This window comes from Roseobacter sp. FCG-D35 (genome assembly GCF_033436665.1).
Classification (GTDB): Bacteria; Pseudomonadota; Alphaproteobacteria; order Rhodobacterales; family Rhodobacteraceae; genus JAWQFO01.
The window spans coordinates 863,130-881,265 of record NZ_JAWQFO010000001.1 but is presented as its reverse complement, the minus strand read 5'-3'; the positions used below and the strand labels follow the sequence as shown (position 1 = coordinate 881,265).

Here is an 18,136-nt window from a genome sequence, read left to right as displayed (position 1 = left end):
ACGTCATGACCGTCGCCCTTGTTCGGGTTATCTGGAGATATCCGCGCTGCCGCCATCCGGCCCGTCTTGATCCTCTTCCAGGATCGCGCGGCGCATGTCGCCCAAATCGGTGCTGTGAAACCGGCGCAAGCCCGAATTCAGGAAGAAAAAACGAAAGAACATCGTGATCCCCCTACGCGCTGACATGCGGGGCGCGGGAGGCGCCGATCGTGCGCAGCAGACCGTCAAAGCGGGCGATCTCGTCCTTGATGATCAGCCGTTTCCGCTTGAGCGTCTGCAACGAGATGCTGCACGGGGCCGGACGCTGACGCTCTTGATTGATACGCGCCTTCAGTTCCTGATGCCGCGCACGCAGCTTGGCCAGTCTTGTCTCGACAGAAAAGGGCTTGATCCGGGCTCTCGAAGTCACGTGTTTTCTCCTCATGTGCTGATCGTTGATATCGCATGCCGTGTCAGGTCTGCCCCACGGATATGGACACCGACGCGTGCCGATGAAGATGGGCTCGCCAGAAAACTGGATAGGTTTTGCCAATCAAATTTTGACCATCTTCGTGCGATACCTCGGGCAACCGCGCACGACCGGCCCGCATAGGCGCAGAGTTTTTTTGTGCCGGTCGCGTTGTCCGAGTGCCATTGCAAAGTCGATTGGAAAATCCAATTTAATTTGCGTGCAAAACCAGGATCCGAGATGCCCGGCGACCTCACCCTCAAACAGCTTCTCTACTTCGTCGCGCTGGCGGATACCAAGCACTACCGCAAGGCCGCCGAGCGCGTCGGCATCAGCCAGCCGTCACTCAGCCAGCAGATCCTCGGACTGGAAGGGGTGCTTGGCCTCGACCTCGTGGAGCGCGGCCAGCGCGGTGCCGTTCTGACTCCGAACGGACGCGCAGTTCTCGCGCAGGCCCGCAAGGTGCTGTCCGAAGTCGACGTGCTGCGTGAGCTGGTCGACGAGGCGAAGGGCGGGATCGGTGGGACGATAAGGATGGGTTCGACGCCAACGATCGGACCATATTTTCTGCCCTACGTGATGCGGCATCTGCATCGCGAGCATCCATCGTTGAAGATCGTGGTACGCGATGCGGCGCCACGGGTCCTGCAGGACGAACTCTTGAACGGGCGGCATGATTTGATCCTGACGCAGCTTCCGGTCAGTTCCGCGGATGTCGAAGTCCGCAGGCTGTTTCGCGAACCGCTGAAACTTGCCGTCGCGCAGGACCACCGTTTCGCGTCGGCGTCGGCGATACGGGATGCGGACCTCGCCGGGCAGGACGTTCTGGCGCTTTCCGAGACGTACCTTCTGCACAACCAGATCGTCGACCTTTGCCAGCAACTCGGGGCCAATCTTCGGCAGGATTACGAGGGAACGAGCCTGGACGCTTTGCGGCAGATGACAGCCCTCGACATGGGCCTGAGCTTTCTTCCGGCACTCTACGTTCAGTCCGAAGTCTCCAAGGACGATGGCGATGTGGCCATACTGCCGTTTCGAGGAGACCGGGTGACACGGTCGATTGGCCTGGTCTGGCGACGGCGCGCATCGCACAGGAAGGTGATCGACCTGATCGGCCGCATTGCGCGCACGGTTGCCGAGGAGCGTTTCAGGTCAATCGTGAAGGTCGAGTAGGCGGCACGCTGTGCGGTGTTAATCCGAGACGTCTGCATTGCGAGGGCGCGACGGGCACCTGAATTTGCCGGCGGTGCTTCAAAGTAACCTTTGAAAGAGAGCAGGGCGGCTCGAGGCGATCGAAGGCCGCATACAATGCCTGCACCCTGCCAAAGCAACCGTCAGCGCTGTTCCACGTGCTGCGAACCATCGAGACGTCGGAGGTAGTGGATGCTCTCCATGGTGCGGCTAGGAGGTCAAGATCCGGCCTGTCGCCCAGTGCCTTGCGTCCCGTGCCGGGTAGTCGACCAACAGAGCCCAGCGCTTCGATTTTGGCAGCCCGCGCCTGGGTGCGATCAGTCTCGTATTCCTTCAGGTCTCAAACGATGCGCACCCACGCAGACGCGCGGATACCTGGAACCAGCCTCATTTTTCTGGCGCGGTCGGTCTTTTCGGACCAGACTCCTCCCTGAGGCCGGTCACTGGACGCTTCAAGCGCCGGGTCGAACCGGGGACGATCATGCGAGGCGACAGATGAAGATCATTTTCTTGTTGGCGACATGCGCGACGCTTGCGGCGCCCGCGTCCGCGCAGGGGCTGCTCGACAATATCAAGCAGGGCGCTCGAAAAGCCGGAGAGGTTGCGCGCAAGGGCGCCGACGCGGTCGAGGACGCGGTACAGTCAACCGGGGAGCTTGTGCGCGACGAAGAGACGCCCGACGCGACACGCGCGAAGCTGGACCGGATCGCGGATGAGGTTCTGGCACGGCTGCTTGCCGAGAACCAGGTGGCGGCCGAGACCTTCGCGGCAAGCGCGGGGTACGCGGTTTTCGACATGCGCCGGATCTCGGTGTTCCCGCTGTCGGCCGGTTATGGGCGTGGCGTTGCGGTATCGATCCCCGACGGGGCGCGGACCTACATGCAGATGGGAACGGGCGGCGCCGGAGCGGCCTTCGGGATCGGCGGGTTCGAATCGCAGTTCGTCATCATGTTCGAAACACCGACCGATTTCGAACGGTTCGTTGAAAACGGCTACGATGCTTCGATGGACGCAGGCGTGATGCAGGGCGAGGACCGAACGCGATCGGAAGTTCAGTTCACCGCCGGGCGTTCGTTCTTCGTTCTGAGCAAGACGGGCTGGCGTATAAATGCCAATGCATCCGGCACGCGGTACTGGAAAGACGCCGATCTGAACTGACGGCGAACTGTCGCTGATGGGCCTCCGGTGCAGAATTGCACAGGCGGCGACGGTTCGTTGCTAGTTCGTCACCGGGCGACAGCGCGCGAACGTTGCGGTTTAGGTGAGGCGAGCCTCTGCGCCGACGCGACAGTGCGGGTGCCGATAAAGCAAAGCCTCGCGAGCCGGCTGCGCTCTCATGGCTTGAACCTCACAAATATGCCATCTACATACCATCCATGTAGATGGAGATTTGAATGGCGAAGGTTCACCAACTGCGTCCTGCGGACAACGAGAAGATCACGATCAACCTCGGGCATGTCGATCTCGGCCGGATCGACCTCTTGGTGCGGGACGGGTTCTATTCCAACCGCACGGACTTTATTCGCACGGCCATCCGAAACCAGCTGACCGCGCAACAGGAGCAGGTCTCGCGCTCCGTCAAACGGCAACGGCTGGAGGTCGGCCTGCTCGATCTGACCCGGGACGATCTGGAGGCGGCGCGCGCGGAAAACGAGAAGCTTGATATCCGGGTAGTCGGCCTCGCGCGGATCGCCGCGGATGTCCCGGCTGACCTCGCGCTGGCGACGATCGGCTCTATCCATGTACTTGGCGCCCTGCAGGCGCCAAGCGCGGTCAAGGCGGCCCTTAAGGACCGCATCATTTGAGGCTGTGCCTCGTCTGAAAGGAAATTTTCATGAACGATCAGCTTGCGTCGGCCATGTGCCGGGCGCTCGAACTCACGCGCGCCGGCTCCACCATGGAAGCCACGCGTCACATCCAGAGAACGCTTCGTGGCACCGAGCAGGCCGCGACGATGCAGGACGATACCGCGACCAGACCCAAGTCCAGGAAAAGTCTGAAAGAGGTTGTCGACACGCTTTCAGGACGCGCTGGGCTTCGGCCGGATAACCTCCGAAGACCCCAAGTTGCACCAGCCATCCCGGATGGCGCGCGCTACGAGGCAAGAACGCATTCTTCGGCCTTCGGAGCGCGGGAGTTTCGACTTTTCGTTCCGTCCGCGCGACAGACCGTGCCATCGGGTCTTTTGCTGATGCTGCATGGTTGCACGCAAAATGCCGACGATTTCGCCGTGGGCACGCAGATGAACTTCGAGGCCGAGGCACAGAACCTTGTCGTGGTCTATGTCGATCAAAGCCGGCAGGCGAACCAGATGGGGTGCTGGAACTGGTTTCTGCCCGAACATCAGTCGCGCCAATCGGGCGAGCCCGCCTTGCTGGCCGACCTCGCCCTGCAGATGGCCGAGGAATTCGGCGGTCTCGAAAAGCGGATATTCGCCGCGGGACTTTCGGCAGGCGGTGCCATGGCAGCCATTCTCGGGCGCACGCATCCCGATGTCTTCTCGGCCGTGGGCGTGCATTCCGGACTGGCGCCCGGTGCGGCCAGCGACCTGACGAGCGCTTTCGCGGCCATGCGCGGTTCCACGCGATCCGGGGCCGGACGCAACCCGGTGCCGGTGCGCAGCATCGTCTTTCACGGTGAGGCCGATCACACCGTAGCGCCGGCGAACGCCGATGCGGTGATTGCCGGGGCTCTCGGGACAGGACGCTATTCGGAGGTCGAGGACGGCGCTACGGTCGGTGCGAGGGTCACGCTCTACAAGGATCAGAGCGGCGTGACGGTGGCGGAGAAATGGTCGCTGGCCGGCGTTGCCCACGCGTGGTCAGGAGGCGCGGCCGAAGGCAGCTATACCGATCCGACCGGTCCGGACGCTACGGCGGAAATGACGCGGTTCTTCCTCGAAGGCGCGGCGGAGGAGGGAAAGTGAGCGGCGCGCTGACCTTCGAGGCGGTCGACGAGGCACGCCCTGGCCGCAAGTGGCTGCGGCGCTGGAACTGGTCCTGGCCGGACTACGAGGCGTGGTTCACCGCACGGGGCGGAGACCGCGGACCGTCGCGGGCCGAGTGCGAGGCGGCGCTCCGTCGACACATGCCGGAACTCGTTCCGATCCATGCGGAACTGACGGCGCTGGTGGGGACCGAGGACCGGGCCGCGCGGTTCCTGTCGGGGTGGTGTCCGCCGGCCTATCTCGGCGGCTGCTCGCTGGCGGCTCATGCAAAGGGTGGTGAAGTCCGCCTCGTGCGCAACTACGACCTCTCACCCGACCTCAACGAAGGGTTCTTGCTGAAAAGCGCATGGCGGCGTCCGGTCATGGGCATGGTCGAGTTTCTCTGGGGCTTGTCGGATGGCATCAACGATGCCGGTCTGGCGGTCGCGCTGGCCTTTGGCGGGCGGGGAACGGCAGGGCGCGGCTTCGGGATCACCCATATCGTGCGCTATCTTCTCGAGACCTGCGACACGGTCGGGGCGGCCGAGGCGACACTTGCGCGGCTGCCTTCGCACATGGCCTACAATCTCGTTCTCGCTGATGCATCGGGACGTGTTGCCTCGCTCGAGCTGGCGCCGGGAGGCGGTGTGCGGCGGATGGATCGCGCCATCGCAACCAATCACCAGCATGGCACCGAGCCCGCCGAGCGGCCGGGGTTCACCCGCACCATCGAACGGCGAATCCACCTCGCACAAATGCTTTCCGAAGACATGCGGCCGTCCGCTCTTCACGAGGCTTTCCTCGCGCCTCCGCTCTATCAGCGCGGACATGCGCAGGGTTTCGGGACGCTCTTCACCGCGGATTACGACCCGGCCCGCAGAAGCGTGGCTTTGCACTGGCCCGAAGAGGCATGGGGGCAAAGCCTGGACGCTTTCACCGAAGGTCGGCGTACGATCAACTACGACGCGGGTCCGGTCCCGGTCACTTCGAAAGATGCTTTCTGGGTGCCACCTGTCGCCGCCGGGGATGCCGCAGCGTGGATCGCCTATGGCTTGAAGATGGCGACGTGGTCCTGCGGGCATCGCGCTGCCCCGAGGGCATGGCCAGACGCCCCTGGCCGCTGCTGACGCGGCAGGGGTCGGGCAGGCGACGCGACCGGTCTCAGCGTTTGGGCCCGCAGAACACCAGGCTGGTTGCCGGAAAGCGGCGATTTGTCGGACACCGGAATGCCGATCATGCAGAGACGGCGTCCGAAACGGTGTCTGTCTTTTTCCGCACACGTCGCGCCGCAGCATCACCTTTCGCCGCGGCCGTTCCGATCAGGCGGCCGCTGCGGGTGGGCAACCCGAAGCGCGGTGTCACGAGACGCGCAGCCAGGTCATCATCCCGCCGGCCGAGTGCTCGAGCATGTGACAATGCAAAAGCCAGTCGCCGGGGTTGTCCGCGACAAAGGCGATTTCGACGGTCTCGCCGCTGCCCATAAGAACGGTGTCGCGCAGCGGGCCAGTCGTACCGTCCGCCGCGATCTGCCGGAAGTGGTGCCCGTGCAAATGCATCCCGTGTGACCAAGCGGTGTCGTTTTTCATGACGATCCGCACGGTGTCGCCGATGCCGGCCTCCAGCAGCGGGGTTTCACCCATGTCCGCCATGCCGTTGAAAGCCCAGGCTTTCCCGGCCGCGGCCATGTCGCGGATGTCCATGCTGCGACCGTCCAGCTTGGCGCCGCGCAAGCCGCCCATGGCACCGCCTTCCATCAGCAACTCGGTGCGGATCGCGGTATCGAGTGGCCCGAGGGCGGGGACGGGGTTTGCCGGCAAGGCGCCCGGCGCTGCAAGACGGGCATCCCGGGCGGTGCCTGCGACCGGGAAAGCGGCGATGGCGTATCCGCCGTCAGCCTCGAAGCTGACAAGAAACGCTTCCGCACCTTCGTCCGCCACCACGTCGACCACGAGATCGACCCGTTGCGCCGGGGCGAGCGTGATCCGGCCCAGAGGCTGCGACGCCTCGAGAGGCATCCCGTCCAGCGCAACGACCCAGCCGTCCAGCCCACGCGCCTCAAGGCTGAAAATGCGCGCATTCGCCGTGTTCACGAGGCGCAACCGCATGCGGCTGTGACGGGGAACCGCGCGCGACCAGTCGCCTTCGGCGTTCACGGTGATCCAGTTGCCGATCCGCCCGGCGTGCGCCCGGTCGTGCATGTTGCCGAAGTCTTCCGCAATCTGCGCCTTGTCCGTGAGGCGCCAGTCGTCGAGAAGAAGCACCTCGTCGATATCGACCTCAGGGGCACCGGTTTCTTCTTCGACGATCAAGGCGCCGTAAAGCCCCCGCGCCATCTGCTCGAAGGTCCGGTTGTGCGGATGGTACCAATAGGTGCCCGCGTCCGGCAGCACGAAATCGTAGAAAAAGTCGCTCCCCGGCGGGACGGCCGGCTGTGTCAGCCCGGCTGCGCCGTCCATGTCGTTGGCGATCCGGATCCCGTGCCAGTGGACAGTCGACGCCTGCGGAAGATCGTTCCGGAACATTTGCGTCATCCGCTCCCCCTGCCTTGCGCGCAGGACGGGGCCCGGTACCGTGCCGTCATAGCCCCAGATCCGTGTTTCCGGATAATCCTCCGGCGCCAAACGCACGTTGCCTTCCCGCGCCTGCAGGATCGGTGCCGTGGCAGGGCGTGCGATGGCCGGAAGGGCGGCGACCGCCGCTGCGCCGATCGCCGATCTATGGAATTGCCTGCGTGTCAGTTCGGTCATGGAACGTCTCCGATCGTCTGATGCGCCGTCCTGTGAGGGTGCATGTCTGAAGCGGCCGTCCGGCTGTCATCGGTGCCCGCCGGTGAAAAGAGCGTCGTAAGTGCCGCCGTGGTAACAAGGATCCCCGCGACCAGCCCCGCCTCGATGCCGATCGAGCGGCGAAGCCGCGCCCCGGCACCCGGTGCGGAGGCCAGTAAGGCCGGGGTCAGCGTCAGCTTGTTGAGGCCGGCCAGCGCGAGAACTCCGGCAAAGAGGACGAGCTTGAGTGCGAACATCTGGCCGTAGGGGGTGAACAAGGCGGACGGTGTGGCGGCGCCCAGAAGGCCCAGGGCGCCCCCTCCGGCAAGCACGACAATGCTGACGGCCCAAAGCGCACGACTGCCGAACTCGTGCGCCAGCGCCCCGGCTCGTACGGGAGGGTCGGTTCGCGCTGCGCGTGCCAGCGGCGCAAAGGCGCCAACCCAGAAGGCGAGGCAGAGGATGTGCAAGGTGATGAGCGTGCCGAGGATCATCTGCGGTTCACCGAGCGCATGACCGCGCAGAGCAAAGGAAGCAGACGCCAGGATCGCGCCGAGCAGGGCGAGAATCAGGCCAGGTCTGGTCCGCCAGAGCACGCAGCAAATGAGCGCGAGGCCGGTCAGGCGAAGGATTGCGCTTGTTCCAAGCGGGCTCTGCGTCACCATGCCGAGTATCAAGGGATCCGTGGCACCGTCCAGGGTCCCGCCCATGAGGAAACTTGCCCGCACAGGCAGCCGCAGCGCCGTGAAAACGGCCGACGCGACGGCCAAGAAGACCGCCGTCAGACGCAGCGCGTCACGGCCGCCCTCGCTCAACTTGCGCAACGTCGCAAGCACCAGAACGCTGCCGACCGAGCCGAGCGTCGCCGCGTAGGCAAGGGCTTTCACGACGATCGAAAACCACGTGACGGCATCGGCCTGGCTGAGCGCGGCAAGCATCCCGGCTCAATCAGTCACTTCGAAGGAAAAGCTGCCCTTCATCGCGTGCCCGTCAGAGGCCAGCCCGCGCCACTCCACCCTGTAGCTGCCGGGCGCCAGCGGTGCGGGTTCGGCGATAAATTCGAGCGACGGTTCCAATCCCGTACCGCCGTCCAGCCGCATCTCGGTACCGTCGGCATTCACCAGACGTACCGTGGTGATGCGCATGGGATCGTCGAAGATCATGCGGATCATCTGTGGCGTCTCGGCGATCTTCGCGCCGTCGGTCGGCGTGGTACTTTCGCTTCTGGAATGCGCAAGGACCGCACCGCTCAGAAGCGATGCGACGACTGCAAGGGCCAGGTGCGATTTCATGGCCACCTCCTTCAATCTATCCCGTTCGCCCGTTGCAGGGCGCGGACATAATCCGTGATCTGAGCGACGTCGTCGTCAGACACGTTGCCGACGGCCGGCATGTTTCCGAATTTCCAGTGATGGGCGCGCACGCCCTGGCGCGCCGCCAGCTGGAAAGCGATGTCTCCGTGATGGCTCGGCTCGTAGATCGGGTGCACCAGCGGCGGGCCCTGGTCCGAGCCCGATGCATTGGGCCCGTGGCATGCCGCGCAATTCGCATCGTAAAGGACATTGCCAGCCTGCTGTTGAGGAGTCAGGTTTGGCACGATCACTGCGCCGGTGTCCGTCGGTGCAGAGCCGCCATCGTTCTCGGACAGCGCATACAAGCCGGCCCCGAGAATGACGACGGCGCCGATCACGGCGTATGTCGACTGCACGCGCCTCACGCCGTCAGGGCATCCCGCCCGGCGAGATCGTCCAGGATCGGGCAGTCGGGGCGGTCGTCGCCGTGGCAGCGTGTGACGAGGGTCTCTAGCGTGGATTTCAGCGCCTGCAGCTCGTCGATCTTTTGCGCGATACGGTCGAGATGTTCGGCGGCCAGCGCTTTCACATCCGCGCTGGCGCGGTCCCGGTCCTCATAGAGCGACAGGAGCGTGCGGCATTCCTCGATCGAGAACCCGAGCGACCGGGACCGGCCCAGAAACGCCAGCTTGTGCGCATCCTGATCGCTGAAATCGCGATAGCCGTTGGCGCCGCGCGCCGGTCGCACAAGGCCGATGTCCTCGTAGTACCTGATCGTCTTCGCCGGTAGCCCGCTGGCGCGCGAGACCTCTCCGATATTCATCAACGAGACCCTCCTAAACTACCATATGAGGCTTCCAGCCGCTGGAAGGTCAAGGGCGGATGACCTTTCGACGTGATGGTGTGCGAGGGCGCTGTCCCATGAAGAACGGCGCGAACGTAGCTGCGCCGGGTGTCACGTTGGATCCTCGGGCTCAGGTGTCTCATGTTCCGACGCAAGGATCAGACAGACCCGTCCGCGGTCCGGCCTGCTGAGAATGCCGCGTTTCTCGAGTGCCGCGATGGCGCGGTATAGCGCGGGCGGCGTGACGTCGAGATCAGCCGCGATCGACGTCAGACTTGTCGTGCGCGGCAAGGCGCCGGTCGCATCCGCGAGATCGCTCATCCGGGCGAGGGCGCGTTCGGTGAGAGGCGTGATCGCCCGCAACTCGAGGAGGCGTCGGGCCGTCATCAAGGATCGCGCGAGATGCAGGCTGAAGACCTCGCCAAGATCCGGCTGCGCCTCGATAGCGCTGCGGACGAAGCGTTTCGGCAGAATGCGCACCCGGGATGCTGCCGCCGCGACGGCATCGCAATGGCAGCGTTCGACGAAGATCGAGGCCTCCGCAAATGTCTCGCCCTTGTGCGCCACGTGGATCCGGACACTGCGCCCGGTTTCCGTGTGGCGGAGGAGATCGACCCGACCATCGGTCAGTAGCGGGAGCCCGGGGGCCGCGTCACCCTGGCGGAACAGAGCCTGGCCCGGCTCAAGCGTGACGAGGCGGAGGGCGCCCGGTGGGCAAGCGCGTTCGAGGCGCTCGAAAAATTCCAATGCCGACATGATCGCGATCATATTCGGCGCGACGCCAGTTTGGCTAGATTGTTCCGAAAGGAGTGCTCGATGCGCAATTTCTCTCAACTGCTTGCACTGGCGATGGGACTCATTTCCCTGATGCCGGCGCCCTCGGCTGCGCAGCACGCGACCCATGAAGGCCTTGCCGGTCACCCGGTGGCAGAGCGGGAGACGTCGAACATCCCATCCGAGCCCGGAGACGGCACCTTCGCCGCGATCATCGAGATCGTCGCGATATTGTCCGACGATCCCGCGACCGACTGGAGCCGCGTCGACATCGATGGTCTGCGCACGCACCTGGTCGACATGAACAAGCTTGTCATCGGTGCCGACGTGCGCTCCGAGCTTTTACCGAACGGCATCAGGATGCGGATCGGCACGAAAGGGCGCGCCGGCGCGGCCGCGTCCCGCATGGTTCCCGCGCACGGTCCGTTCATGGCGGCCGAAACGGGCTGGTCTTCGGACGTGTCACGCGCTGCGGACGATATCGTCTGGATCGTCACTGCCCCCGACGCGGAAGCGGTCGCGCGCATTCAGGCGCTCGGGTTTTTCGGGCTGATGGCGACCGGCGATCACCATCGGATGCACCACATAGCAATGGCCAGGGGCGACAGAACGCACTGACCGTCGCTCCGGTCCCGTATCGCGCCCGGCGCCGGCGTTGCACTGGTCCGGCGCAACTGCAACCCCCGCACTCGCGCCGTTAGGGTCAGCTTGTTCAAGCCCGTTCGCGACGAAAGCCGCGCCGTGCCGCTCAGTTGTAGAAGTAGTCGACCAGGAATAGCGGGATTGCGGGGATATAGGTACACATCAGCAGAACGGTCAGCAGGACCGCGATGAAGTAGATGTTGACCTTGGTTACGTCCCAGATGTTGGCGCGCGCCACCGCGCAGGCGGTGATCAGGACGCTGGCCACGGGCGGGGTCTGCTGGCCGATGGCGAGGTTGAGCGTCACCACGAGGCCGAAGTGGATCGGGTTGATGCCCGCCGCGTCGATCAGCGGAATGACGATCGGCACCACGAGGATGATGGCAGCGGCCGAGTGCAGGAAAAAGCCGATCACGAGGAAGAAGAAGTTGAGGATCAGCAGGATCAGCCACTTGTTCTCGGTGATCGACAGGATGCCAGCGGCAAGTTCCTGGGGATATTGCGCCCGGGTCAGGAACCCGCCCATGACGACCGAGGCCGCGACCAGCAGCATCACCACCGCGGTCTGCATTCCGCCGTCGAGCATCGACTGACGCAGGTGCTTCAGGTCGACCTGCCGGTACCACAGGCTGATCGCGATGGCGGCCAGCACGGCAAGGCCTGCCGCTTCGGTCGCGGTCACGTAGCCGCCGAAGATGCCGCCCAGGATGATCACCGGCAGCGCGAAGGTCGGCAGCGCGTCGACGAAAGCAGTCCACAGGCGCCGGCCCGAGAACGCCTCTTCGCGCGGCAGGTCGTAGCGCACGGCAAAGTAGTAGGCGACCCCCATCAGACCCGCAGCGCCCATCAGCCCCGGGATCACGCCGGCGACGAACAGTTGCTCGACCGAGACATTGGCGGAGGTGGCATAGAGGATCATCGGGATCGAGGGCGGGATGATGATGGCAAGCGAGGCCGAGGACGACGTGACCGCCGCCGACAGCGCGCCGGAGTAGCCGCGTTTCTTCATCTGCGGGATCATCACCGAACCCATCGCTGCGACGTCGGCCACGGCCGAGCCGGAGATCTCGGCGAAAAACAGCGAAACACCGATGTTGACATGGGCAAGCCCGCCGCGGACGAAGCCGATGAGCGCCGCGACGAAGTTGATCAGCCTGTCGGTGATGCCGCCGGCATTCATGATCGCGCCGGCCAGCACGAACATCGGGATCGCGATCAGCGAGAACTTGGTGGCGCCGCCGTACATGTCGAGTGCGACGTTCACCAGCGATCCCGACCCTTCCAGCGCCAGCAGGCCGAGGATCGCGGAGACGGCGAGCGCAACGGCGATCGGCACGTTGAGACAGATCATCACGACCATGGCGACGAAGATGCCCAGCATCAGCATCAGGCGTTCCCCGCTTTCTTCATCTCGGTCTCGACCTCTTCCTCGATCTCGGCGTGCTCCAGCGACACGCCGCGCGCGGTCTTGCGCCAGTATTCGGGCAGGCTGAGGACCTGGCAGATCACGAAGAGCGTCGCCCCGATCGGGATGACCGATTGGGTGAAGCTGACCGGCACCCAGGTGATCGACACCAGCGACATGCCGCCCAGGATTGTCATCACGGTGTAGCCGGCCCAGGCCAGCAGCACGAAGAAGCCGGCGGTGATCGCCTCGGCCAGGGCCACCGCCCACATCCGCAATGGCATGCGGATCGACAGCAGCACGGAGTCAAAGCCGATGTGCCGGCGCCGCAAGACCGCCAGCGCCGAGCCGTAGTAGGTGATCCACGCCAGCAGGATCGCCGCGACCTCGTCGTACCATGCGAGGCTGGAGCCGATCAGGCGGTAGATCACGGCCACCACCACGACCGCCGTGAGGATGACCATCAGGAAGATCACGAAATTTTCGAGGACGCCCTCGAAGAACCTGCGCACTGTGTCGAGCATGTCGGGTCTCTGCCGGGCAAGCGGCCCGCGGTGGTCATGCAGCCCGGCATCTGCGGCGGGGCCGAGGCGGGCAGGGGGCCGTTTGCGGCCCCCTGCGCTGGAGTGATCAGGACCCGGAGGCGGCGCTCTGCATGCGCTCGATAAGTTCGGCACCGCCCTCGACGGTGTTCGAGAACTCCTCGTAAATCGGCGCGGAGGCGTCGATGAAGGCCTGCTTGTCGGCCTCGTTGACCTCGACACCGGCCTCGCGGATCACCTCGAGCAGGTCGGTCTCGAGCTTGGCGGCATGATCGTAGACAAAGTCCTGGGTCTCCGATCCGCAGGCTTCCAGATCGGCGCGGACGTCCTCGGGCAGTTTCTGCCACTGGTTCTCGCCAACGAGGATGTAGGCCGGCGTGTAGACGTGACCGGTGACCGAGAGATACTCCTGCACCTCCTGGAATTTGGCCGAGGCGATCTGGGCGTAGGGGTTTTCCTGCCCGTCGATCACCTTGGTCTGCAGTGCCGTGAACACCTCCGAGAACGCCATCGGCGTCGGGTTCGCGCCATAGAGCTGGAACATCTTCACGCGCCACTCGCCGTTGGGTGTGCGCAGCTTGATGCCCTCGAGATCGGCGGGCACGTTGATGGCCCTGGTATTGTTGGTGATATGGCGGAAGCCGTTCTCGAAGTAACCGATGATCCGGTAGCCCTGGCTCTGGGCGGCTTCCTGGAAGGTGTCGCCCAGCTCTTCCTGGATCCGGCGCATGTGGTCGCGGTCCTGAACGATATAGGGCATCTCGAAGACGCCGAACTCTGGCGCGACCGAGGACATCACCGAGGAGGGCAGGGCGAAGTCGACCTGTCCAAGCTTGAGCTTCTGCAGCAATTCGCGGTCGTTGCCGAGCTGGCTCGACCCGAAGGTCTGTACCTCGGCCCGGTCGCCGAGTTTGCCGTTCGCGCATTCGGCGAAGGCATCGACCGAGGCCTCGAACAGCGAGCCCGGGTTGCCGACATGCCCGAAGCGCAGCGTCAGGTCGGCTGCAGTTGCCGTCAGCGGCAGGGCGATCGCGGCCGCGCTGGCCAGTAGCGTCGCTCTCAGTGTCATTGGTTCTTCCTCCCTCTGTGCCTCCCTCCCGGAGGCGTTACTCAGCGGCGAACCGCTCTTGCGATGTCTTTATCAGATGCTCCATTGCCGCCTGTGCGCCACCCGCGTCGTGAGGCACGCCGGCCTGTGCCAGGCCCATCTCGACGCCCGAGAGCGTCGCCATCAGCATCAGGTCGTTGAAATCGCCGAGGTGCCCGATGCGGAACACCTTGTCGGCCACCTTCGACAGGCCGTTGCCGAGCGAGATGTCGTAATGCTCGAGCGTGGTCGCCCGGAAGGCGTCGGCGGAGTGGCCCTCGGGCATGACGACGGCAGTCAACACGCCCGATTCCTGGCCCTGCCGGGCGCAGAGCACGTCGAGCCCCCAGGCCCGCACAGCCGCGCGGGTCGCGGCGCCGTGCCGGGCATGGCGCGCAAAGACGTTGTCGAGCCCTTCTTCGTGCAGCATGTCGACGGCCTCGTTGAGACCGTAAAGCAGGTTGGTGGCGGGCGTGTAGGGAAAATACCTCTTGGCATTCGGACCGACCATGTCCTGCCAGTCCCAGTAGCTGCGCGGCATGGTCACGGATTTCGCGTGTTCCAGCGCCTTGTCGCTGACGGCGTTGAACCCCAGGCCGGGCGGCAGCATGAGGCCCTTCTGCGAGCCGGCGACACAAACATCGACGCCCCACTCGTCGAAGCGGAAGTCGATCGAGGCGAGGCCCGAGATCGAATCGACCATCAGCAGGGCCGGGTGACCGGCGGCGTCGATCGCCTTGCGCACCTCGGCGATGGGCGAGACGGATCCGGTCGAGGTTTCGTTGTGTACCACGCAAACCGCCTTGATCGCGTGATTCTTGTCCTCGCGCAGGCGCGCCTCGATCCGGTCGGGTTCCGCGCCGCCGCGCCAGTCGCCTTCAAGGAACTCCGGCTCCAGCCCGATCCGGCGTGCCATCTTGTTCCAGAGCGTCGCGAAATGTCCGGTCTCGAACATCAGCACCTTTTCGCCCGGCGACAGGGTGTTGACCAGCGCCGCCTCCCAGGCGCCCGTCCCGGACGAGGGGTAGATGACGACATGCTGATCGGTCTTGAAGATCGTCTTCATGCCCTCCAGCGCCTTTAACCCCACCGCCGCGAAGTCGGGCCCGCGGTGGTCGATGGTCTGCTGGCCGATGGCTTTCAGGATGCGGTCGGGAACGGCGCTCGGTCCCGGGATCTGCAAGAAGTGTCGGCCTGCCTGGCGCATCGTGTTCGGTCCTTTCCCGGGACTCCGCCCCGGCGACATTTGGCGTTGTCAAAACGTAATTATGAATTCATAACTCAGTCAACAGGAAATCCCGACCGCCGATGCGAGGTCCGAACCGGGCGAGGGGGCACGCAACCATGCAGCAAAATGCCGACCTTGGCGCGCGTCTGGTGTCCGCGTTGGCAGGGGACGTGCTGTCCGACGATGCCTCGCGCGCGCGATACGCAACCGACGCGTCGATCTACCAGATGGTGCCGGAGGCGGTGGTCCTTCCGCGTTCGGTCGAGGACGTCGAGGCTGCGATGGGCGTCGCCCGCGAAACCGGAACGCCGGTGCTGCCGCGCGGCGGCGGAACCTCGCAATGCGGGCAGACCGTGAACCGGGCCGTGGTGCTGGACAACACGCGCCACTTCAACCGGATCCTCGAGGTCGATCCCGAAGCGATGACCGCACGGGTCGAACCGGGCCTTGTTCTGGACGAGCTGAACCGGGCCTTGAAGCCGCATGGGCTGTGGTTTCCCGTCGATCCCTCCACCGCCTCGCGCTGCACGCTGGGCGGGATGGCGGCAAACAACTCTTCAGGCGGAAAATCTTTGCGGTACGGAATCATGCGCGACAACGTCAGGGCGATCTCGGCGATCCTGCCCGACGGCAGCCGGGCGCGATTCAACGGTGATGATCCCGAACCGGGGCCTTATGCCGAACTGGTTTCGGACATGCGCGCCCTGGGTCGCCGGGAGGCCGAGGAGATCGACGCGCGGTTTCCCAAGGTTCTGCGGCGCGTGGGCGGATACAACATCGACGCGCTGACCGGCAACGACGTGAACATGGCGCAGCTTCTCGTGGGATCCGAAGGCACGCTGGCCTATTTCACCGAGCTGGAACTGAGCCTCGCGCGGCTGCCGGGCGAGAAGGTGACCGGCATCTGCCATTTCCCGAACTTCTACGCCGCGATGGATGCCGCGCAGCACCTCGTGACGCTGAACCCGCAGGCCGTCGAGCTGATCGACGATACGATGATCGCGCTGGGCCGCGACATCCCGCTGTTCCGCAAGACCATAGAAGCCTTTGTTCAGGGCGACCCGGCCGCGCTGCTGCTGGTCGAATTCGCCGAAGGCAGCCAGCCCGCGAACGCGGCGAAGCTGGCGGCGCTTGCGCTGCTCATGGGTGATCTCGGATTCGATTTCGACAAGACCGGCGACCGTTGGGGCGGCGTCGTGCCCGTGATCGACGATGCGTTGCAAGCGGCAATCGCGGAGTATCGCAAGTCCGGCCTGAACGTGATGATGTCGATGAAAGAGGCAGGCAAGCCGATCTCCTTCGTCGAGGATTGCGCCGTCGCGCTGCCTGACCTCGCCGAATACACGCAAGGCCTGACCGACATTTTCGCGCGGCATGGCACCAAGGGCACCTGGTACGCCCATGCCTCGGTGGGCTGCCTGCATGTGCGCCCGGTCCTGAACATGCGTCAGGACAAGGATGTGCGCACGATGCGGGCGATCGCCGAAGAGGCGTTCGAGCTGGTCCGGCGCTACAAGGGCTCGCATTCCGGCGAGCATGGCGACGGCATCGTGCGGTCGGAGTTTCACGAAACGATGTTCGGGCCGCGCGTCGTCCGGGCCTTCGAAGAGGTCAAGGACCGCTTCGACCCGCAGGGCCTTATGAACCCGGGCAAGATCGTGCGGGCGCCGGCGATGGATGATCGACGGCTGTTCCGGTACGGGCCGGATTACGCGGTGCCCGAGTTCGAGACCGCGCTCGACTGGTCGGCCTGGCCCGGTGCCGCAGGCGGTTTCCAGGGTGCGGTCGAGATGTGCAACAACAACGGCGCCTGCCGGAAGCTGAAGAGCGGTGTGATGTGCCCGTCTTTCCGGGCGACACGGAACGAACGCGACGTGACCCGCGGACGGGCTAACACGCTGCGTTTTGTCATCAGCGGTCAGATCCCGGGCGGGCTGGCCTCAGACGCGATGGCCGAGACGATGAAGCTCTGCGTCTCCTGCAAGGCCTGCCGCCGCGAGTGTCCGACCGGCGTCGACATGGCGCGGATGAAGATCGAGGTGCTGGCGGCGCGGCGTAAGGCATCCGGGCTAACGCTGGCCGAGAAGCTGGTGGGGTACCTTCCGCGCTATGCACCCTATGCGGCGAAGGTCGCTGGGATGATGAACCTGCGCAACCGGATCGGATCGCTGCGCGCACTTGCCGAAAGACCCATCGGCGTTTCGCGCCGGCGCAGCCTGCCGGTTTGGTCGCCCGATCCGTTCCGCGACGCCGAGGCGCAGGACGACATCCCGGACGTGCTGCTGTTCGCGGACGTCTTCAACCGGCATTTCGAGCCCGAGAACCTGCGCGCGGCCCTGCGCGTTCTGCGCGCCGCCGGGCTGCGCATCGTCGTGGCGCGGGACGGGTCGGGCCGGGCGCTCGACTGCGGTCGGACGCTGCTGGCGGTCGGCTGCGTCGAGGAGGCCCGCGCGGAGGCTTGGCGCGTCATCGACGCGACACGGGATGCAGTCGCGCGCGGGGTGCCGGTGATCGGCCTTGAACCCTCGTCGATCCTGACCTTCCGGGACGAATTTCTGGCACTTTGTCCCGGCCCGGAGGCCGAGGCGCTGGCCAAGGCGACGATGACCTTCGAGGAGTTTCTGTCCCAGCAACCCGATCTGCCGCTGAAACCCGTCCGGCAGCCCATTCATGTTCACGGCCATTGCCACCAGAAGGCGCATGATGCCGTGTCGCCGATGATCGCGCTGCTGGAACGTATTCCCAAAGCCAGCGTCACCCTGATCGACAGCGGATGCTGCGGCATGGCCGGAGCCTTCGGCTATGCGCCCGACACCATCGACGTCTCGCTGAAGATGGCGAACCTCGATCTCTTCCCGGCGCTGGCGGCGGCCCCGCAGGACGCGATCATCGTCGCCGACGGCACCTCCTGTCGTCACCAGATCGCCGACGGTACGCCGCGACGGGCGATCCATGTCGCGCGCTTGTTGGACCAGCTTCTCGATGGATAGGA

18 protein-coding genes are annotated in these 18,136 nt (G+C 65.0%); 7 read left to right on the top strand and 11 right to left on the bottom strand.

Annotation, left to right across the window (positions count from 1 at the left end):
• Positions 1-172: 172 nt before the first annotated feature.
• The gene (locus tag R5H30_RS04090; RefSeq protein WP_318326744.1) at positions 173-409 is read right to left on the bottom strand and encodes a YdcH family protein; all 237 of its coding nucleotides are present in this window, start codon (positions 407-409) and stop codon (positions 173-175) included.
• Between the two features lie 198 nt (positions 410-607).
• On the opposite strand from R5H30_RS04090, the gene R5H30_RS04085 reads away from it, so the two are divergent.
• From R5H30_RS04085 to R5H30_RS04065, 5 genes are all read left to right on the top strand, one after another.
• Complete coding sequence (locus R5H30_RS04085) at positions 608-1,621, top strand: hydrogen peroxide-inducible genes activator (RefSeq protein ID WP_318326743.1); 1,014 nt, start codon at positions 608-610, stop codon at positions 1,619-1,621.
• A gap of 513 nt (positions 1,622-2,134) precedes the next feature.
• Positions 2,135-2,797, top strand: a complete 663-nt coding sequence (locus tag R5H30_RS04080; RefSeq protein WP_318326742.1) for a lipid-binding SYLF domain-containing protein — start codon at positions 2,135-2,137, stop codon at positions 2,795-2,797.
• A gap of 236 nt (positions 2,798-3,033) precedes the next feature.
• Positions 3,034-3,444 carry a ribbon-helix-helix domain-containing protein gene (locus R5H30_RS04075; RefSeq protein ID WP_318326741.1) on the top strand — a complete coding sequence of 137 codons (411 nt, stop codon included), beginning with the start codon at positions 3,034-3,036 and terminating at the stop codon, positions 3,442-3,444.
• Between the two features lie 29 nt (positions 3,445-3,473).
• The gene (locus R5H30_RS04070; RefSeq protein WP_318326739.1) at positions 3,474-4,565 is read left to right on the top strand and encodes an extracellular catalytic domain type 1 short-chain-length polyhydroxyalkanoate depolymerase; all 1,092 of its coding nucleotides are present in this window, start codon (positions 3,474-3,476) and stop codon (positions 4,563-4,565) included.
• On the top strand, positions 4,562-5,692 hold the full coding sequence (locus R5H30_RS04065; RefSeq protein ID WP_318326738.1) for a C45 family autoproteolytic acyltransferase/hydrolase: 1,131 nt from the start codon (positions 4,562-4,564) through the stop codon (positions 5,690-5,692). The genes R5H30_RS04070 and R5H30_RS04065 overlap by 4 nt, the downstream gene beginning before the upstream one ends.
• Before the next feature lie 231 nt (positions 5,693-5,923).
• Here the strand turns inward: R5H30_RS04065 and R5H30_RS04060 are convergent, their stop codons facing one another.
• The 6 genes from R5H30_RS04060 to R5H30_RS04035 all read right to left on the bottom strand — a co-directional run bounded on the left by R5H30_RS04060 (position 5,924) and on the right by R5H30_RS04035 (position 10,234).
• Complete coding sequence (locus R5H30_RS04060; RefSeq protein ID WP_318326736.1) at positions 5,924-7,312, bottom strand: multicopper oxidase family protein; 1,389 nt, start codon at positions 7,310-7,312, stop codon at positions 5,924-5,926.
• Positions 7,309-8,268 carry a CopD family protein gene (locus R5H30_RS04055; protein WP_318326735.1) on the bottom strand — a complete coding sequence of 320 codons (960 nt, stop codon included), beginning with the start codon at positions 8,266-8,268 and terminating at the stop codon, positions 7,309-7,311. Before R5H30_RS04055 ends, R5H30_RS04060 begins: the two co-directional genes overlap by 4 nt.
• 6 nt (positions 8,269-8,274) lie before the next feature.
• Complete coding sequence (locus R5H30_RS04050) at positions 8,275-8,622, bottom strand: copper resistance CopC family protein (RefSeq protein ID WP_318326734.1); 348 nt, start codon at positions 8,620-8,622, stop codon at positions 8,275-8,277.
• Between the two features lie 11 nt (positions 8,623-8,633).
• Positions 8,634-9,020 (bottom strand): c-type cytochrome, encoded by a 387-nt coding sequence (locus R5H30_RS04045; protein ID WP_318326733.1) that lies wholly within the window; start codon positions 9,018-9,020, stop codon positions 8,634-8,636.
• 23 nt (positions 9,021-9,043) lie between these two features.
• Positions 9,044-9,445 carry a Cu(I)-responsive transcriptional regulator gene (cueR, locus tag R5H30_RS04040; protein WP_318326732.1) on the bottom strand — a complete coding sequence of 134 codons (402 nt, stop codon included), beginning with the start codon at positions 9,443-9,445 and terminating at the stop codon, positions 9,044-9,046.
• Positions 9,446-9,577: 132 nt separating this feature from the next.
• Positions 9,578-10,234, bottom strand: a complete 657-nt coding sequence (locus tag R5H30_RS04035) for a Crp/Fnr family transcriptional regulator (RefSeq protein WP_318326731.1) — start codon at positions 10,232-10,234, stop codon at positions 9,578-9,580.
• Positions 10,235-10,282: 48 nt separating this feature from the next.
• On the opposite strand from R5H30_RS04035, the gene R5H30_RS04030 reads away from it, so the two are divergent.
• A complete protein-coding gene (locus R5H30_RS04030; RefSeq protein ID WP_318326730.1) occupies positions 10,283-10,858 on the top strand; it encodes a hypothetical protein in 576 nt (191 codons plus the stop codon).
• A gap of 130 nt (positions 10,859-10,988) precedes the next feature.
• On the opposite strand, the gene R5H30_RS04025 is transcribed toward R5H30_RS04030, so the two are convergent.
• From R5H30_RS04025 to R5H30_RS04010, 4 genes are all read right to left on the bottom strand, one after another.
• Positions 10,989-12,269, bottom strand: a complete 1,281-nt coding sequence (locus R5H30_RS04025) for a TRAP transporter large permease (protein ID WP_318326729.1) — start codon at positions 12,267-12,269, stop codon at positions 10,989-10,991.
• A complete protein-coding gene (locus tag R5H30_RS04020) occupies positions 12,269-12,811 on the bottom strand; it encodes a TRAP transporter small permease (protein ID WP_318326728.1) in 543 nt (180 codons plus the stop codon). Before R5H30_RS04020 ends, R5H30_RS04025 begins: the two co-directional genes overlap by 1 nt.
• Positions 12,812-12,917: 106 nt before the next feature.
• Entirely contained in the window at positions 12,918-13,898 is a 981-nt protein-coding gene (locus R5H30_RS04015) for a TRAP transporter substrate-binding protein (RefSeq protein ID WP_318326726.1), read from the bottom strand.
• A 37-nt stretch (positions 13,899-13,935) separates the two neighbouring features.
• A complete protein-coding gene (locus R5H30_RS04010; protein ID WP_318326725.1) occupies positions 13,936-15,123 on the bottom strand; it encodes a pyridoxal-phosphate-dependent aminotransferase family protein in 1,188 nt (395 codons plus the stop codon).
• A gap of 137 nt (positions 15,124-15,260) precedes the next feature.
• On the opposite strand from R5H30_RS04010, the gene R5H30_RS04005 reads away from it, so the two are divergent.
• Positions 15,261-18,134 carry an FAD-binding and (Fe-S)-binding domain-containing protein gene (locus tag R5H30_RS04005; protein WP_318326724.1) on the top strand — a complete coding sequence of 958 codons (2,874 nt, stop codon included), beginning with the start codon at positions 15,261-15,263 and terminating at the stop codon, positions 18,132-18,134.
• Positions 18,135-18,136 lie beyond the last annotated feature (2 nt).

What these genes read in the sequence shown, in the direction of transcription:
- R5H30_RS04055 (WP_318326735.1), bottom strand. Translation starts at nt 8,268, where the DNA reads ATGCTTGCCGCGCTCAGCCAGGCCGATGCCGTCACGTGGTTTTCGATC.
- R5H30_RS04010 (WP_318326725.1), bottom strand. Translation starts at nt 15,123, where the DNA reads ATGCGCCAGGCAGGCCGACACTTCTTGCAGATCCCGGGACCGAGCGCC.
- R5H30_RS04075 (WP_318326741.1), top strand. Translation starts at nt 3,034, where the DNA reads ATGGCGAAGGTTCACCAACTGCGTCCTGCGGACAACGAGAAGATCACG.
- R5H30_RS04035 (WP_318326731.1), bottom strand. Translation starts at nt 10,234, where the DNA reads ATGATCGCGATCATGTCGGCATTGGAATTTTTCGAGCGCCTCGAACGC.
- R5H30_RS04050 (WP_318326734.1), bottom strand. Translation starts at nt 8,622, where the DNA reads ATGAAATCGCACCTGGCCCTTGCAGTCGTCGCATCGCTTCTGAGCGGT.
- R5H30_RS04030 (WP_318326730.1), top strand. Translation starts at nt 10,283, where the DNA reads ATGCGCAATTTCTCTCAACTGCTTGCACTGGCGATGGGACTCATTTCC.
- R5H30_RS04005 (WP_318326724.1), top strand. Translation starts at nt 15,261, where the DNA reads ATGCAGCAAAATGCCGACCTTGGCGCGCGTCTGGTGTCCGCGTTGGCA.
- R5H30_RS04020 (WP_318326728.1), bottom strand. Translation starts at nt 12,811, where the DNA reads ATGCTCGACACAGTGCGCAGGTTCTTCGAGGGCGTCCTCGAAAATTTC.
- R5H30_RS04015 (WP_318326726.1), bottom strand. Translation starts at nt 13,898, where the DNA reads ATGACACTGAGAGCGACGCTACTGGCCAGCGCGGCCGCGATCGCCCTG.
- R5H30_RS04060 (WP_318326736.1), bottom strand. Translation starts at nt 7,312, where the DNA reads ATGACCGAACTGACACGCAGGCAATTCCATAGATCGGCGATCGGCGCA.
- R5H30_RS04070 (WP_318326739.1), top strand. Translation starts at nt 3,474, where the DNA reads ATGAACGATCAGCTTGCGTCGGCCATGTGCCGGGCGCTCGAACTCACG.
- R5H30_RS04025 (WP_318326729.1), bottom strand. Translation starts at nt 12,269, where the DNA reads ATGCTGATGCTGGGCATCTTCGTCGCCATGGTCGTGATGATCTGTCTC.
- R5H30_RS04080 (WP_318326742.1), top strand. Translation starts at nt 2,135, where the DNA reads ATGAAGATCATTTTCTTGTTGGCGACATGCGCGACGCTTGCGGCGCCC.
- cueR (WP_318326732.1), bottom strand. Translation starts at nt 9,445, where the DNA reads ATGAATATCGGAGAGGTCTCGCGCGCCAGCGGGCTACCGGCGAAGACG.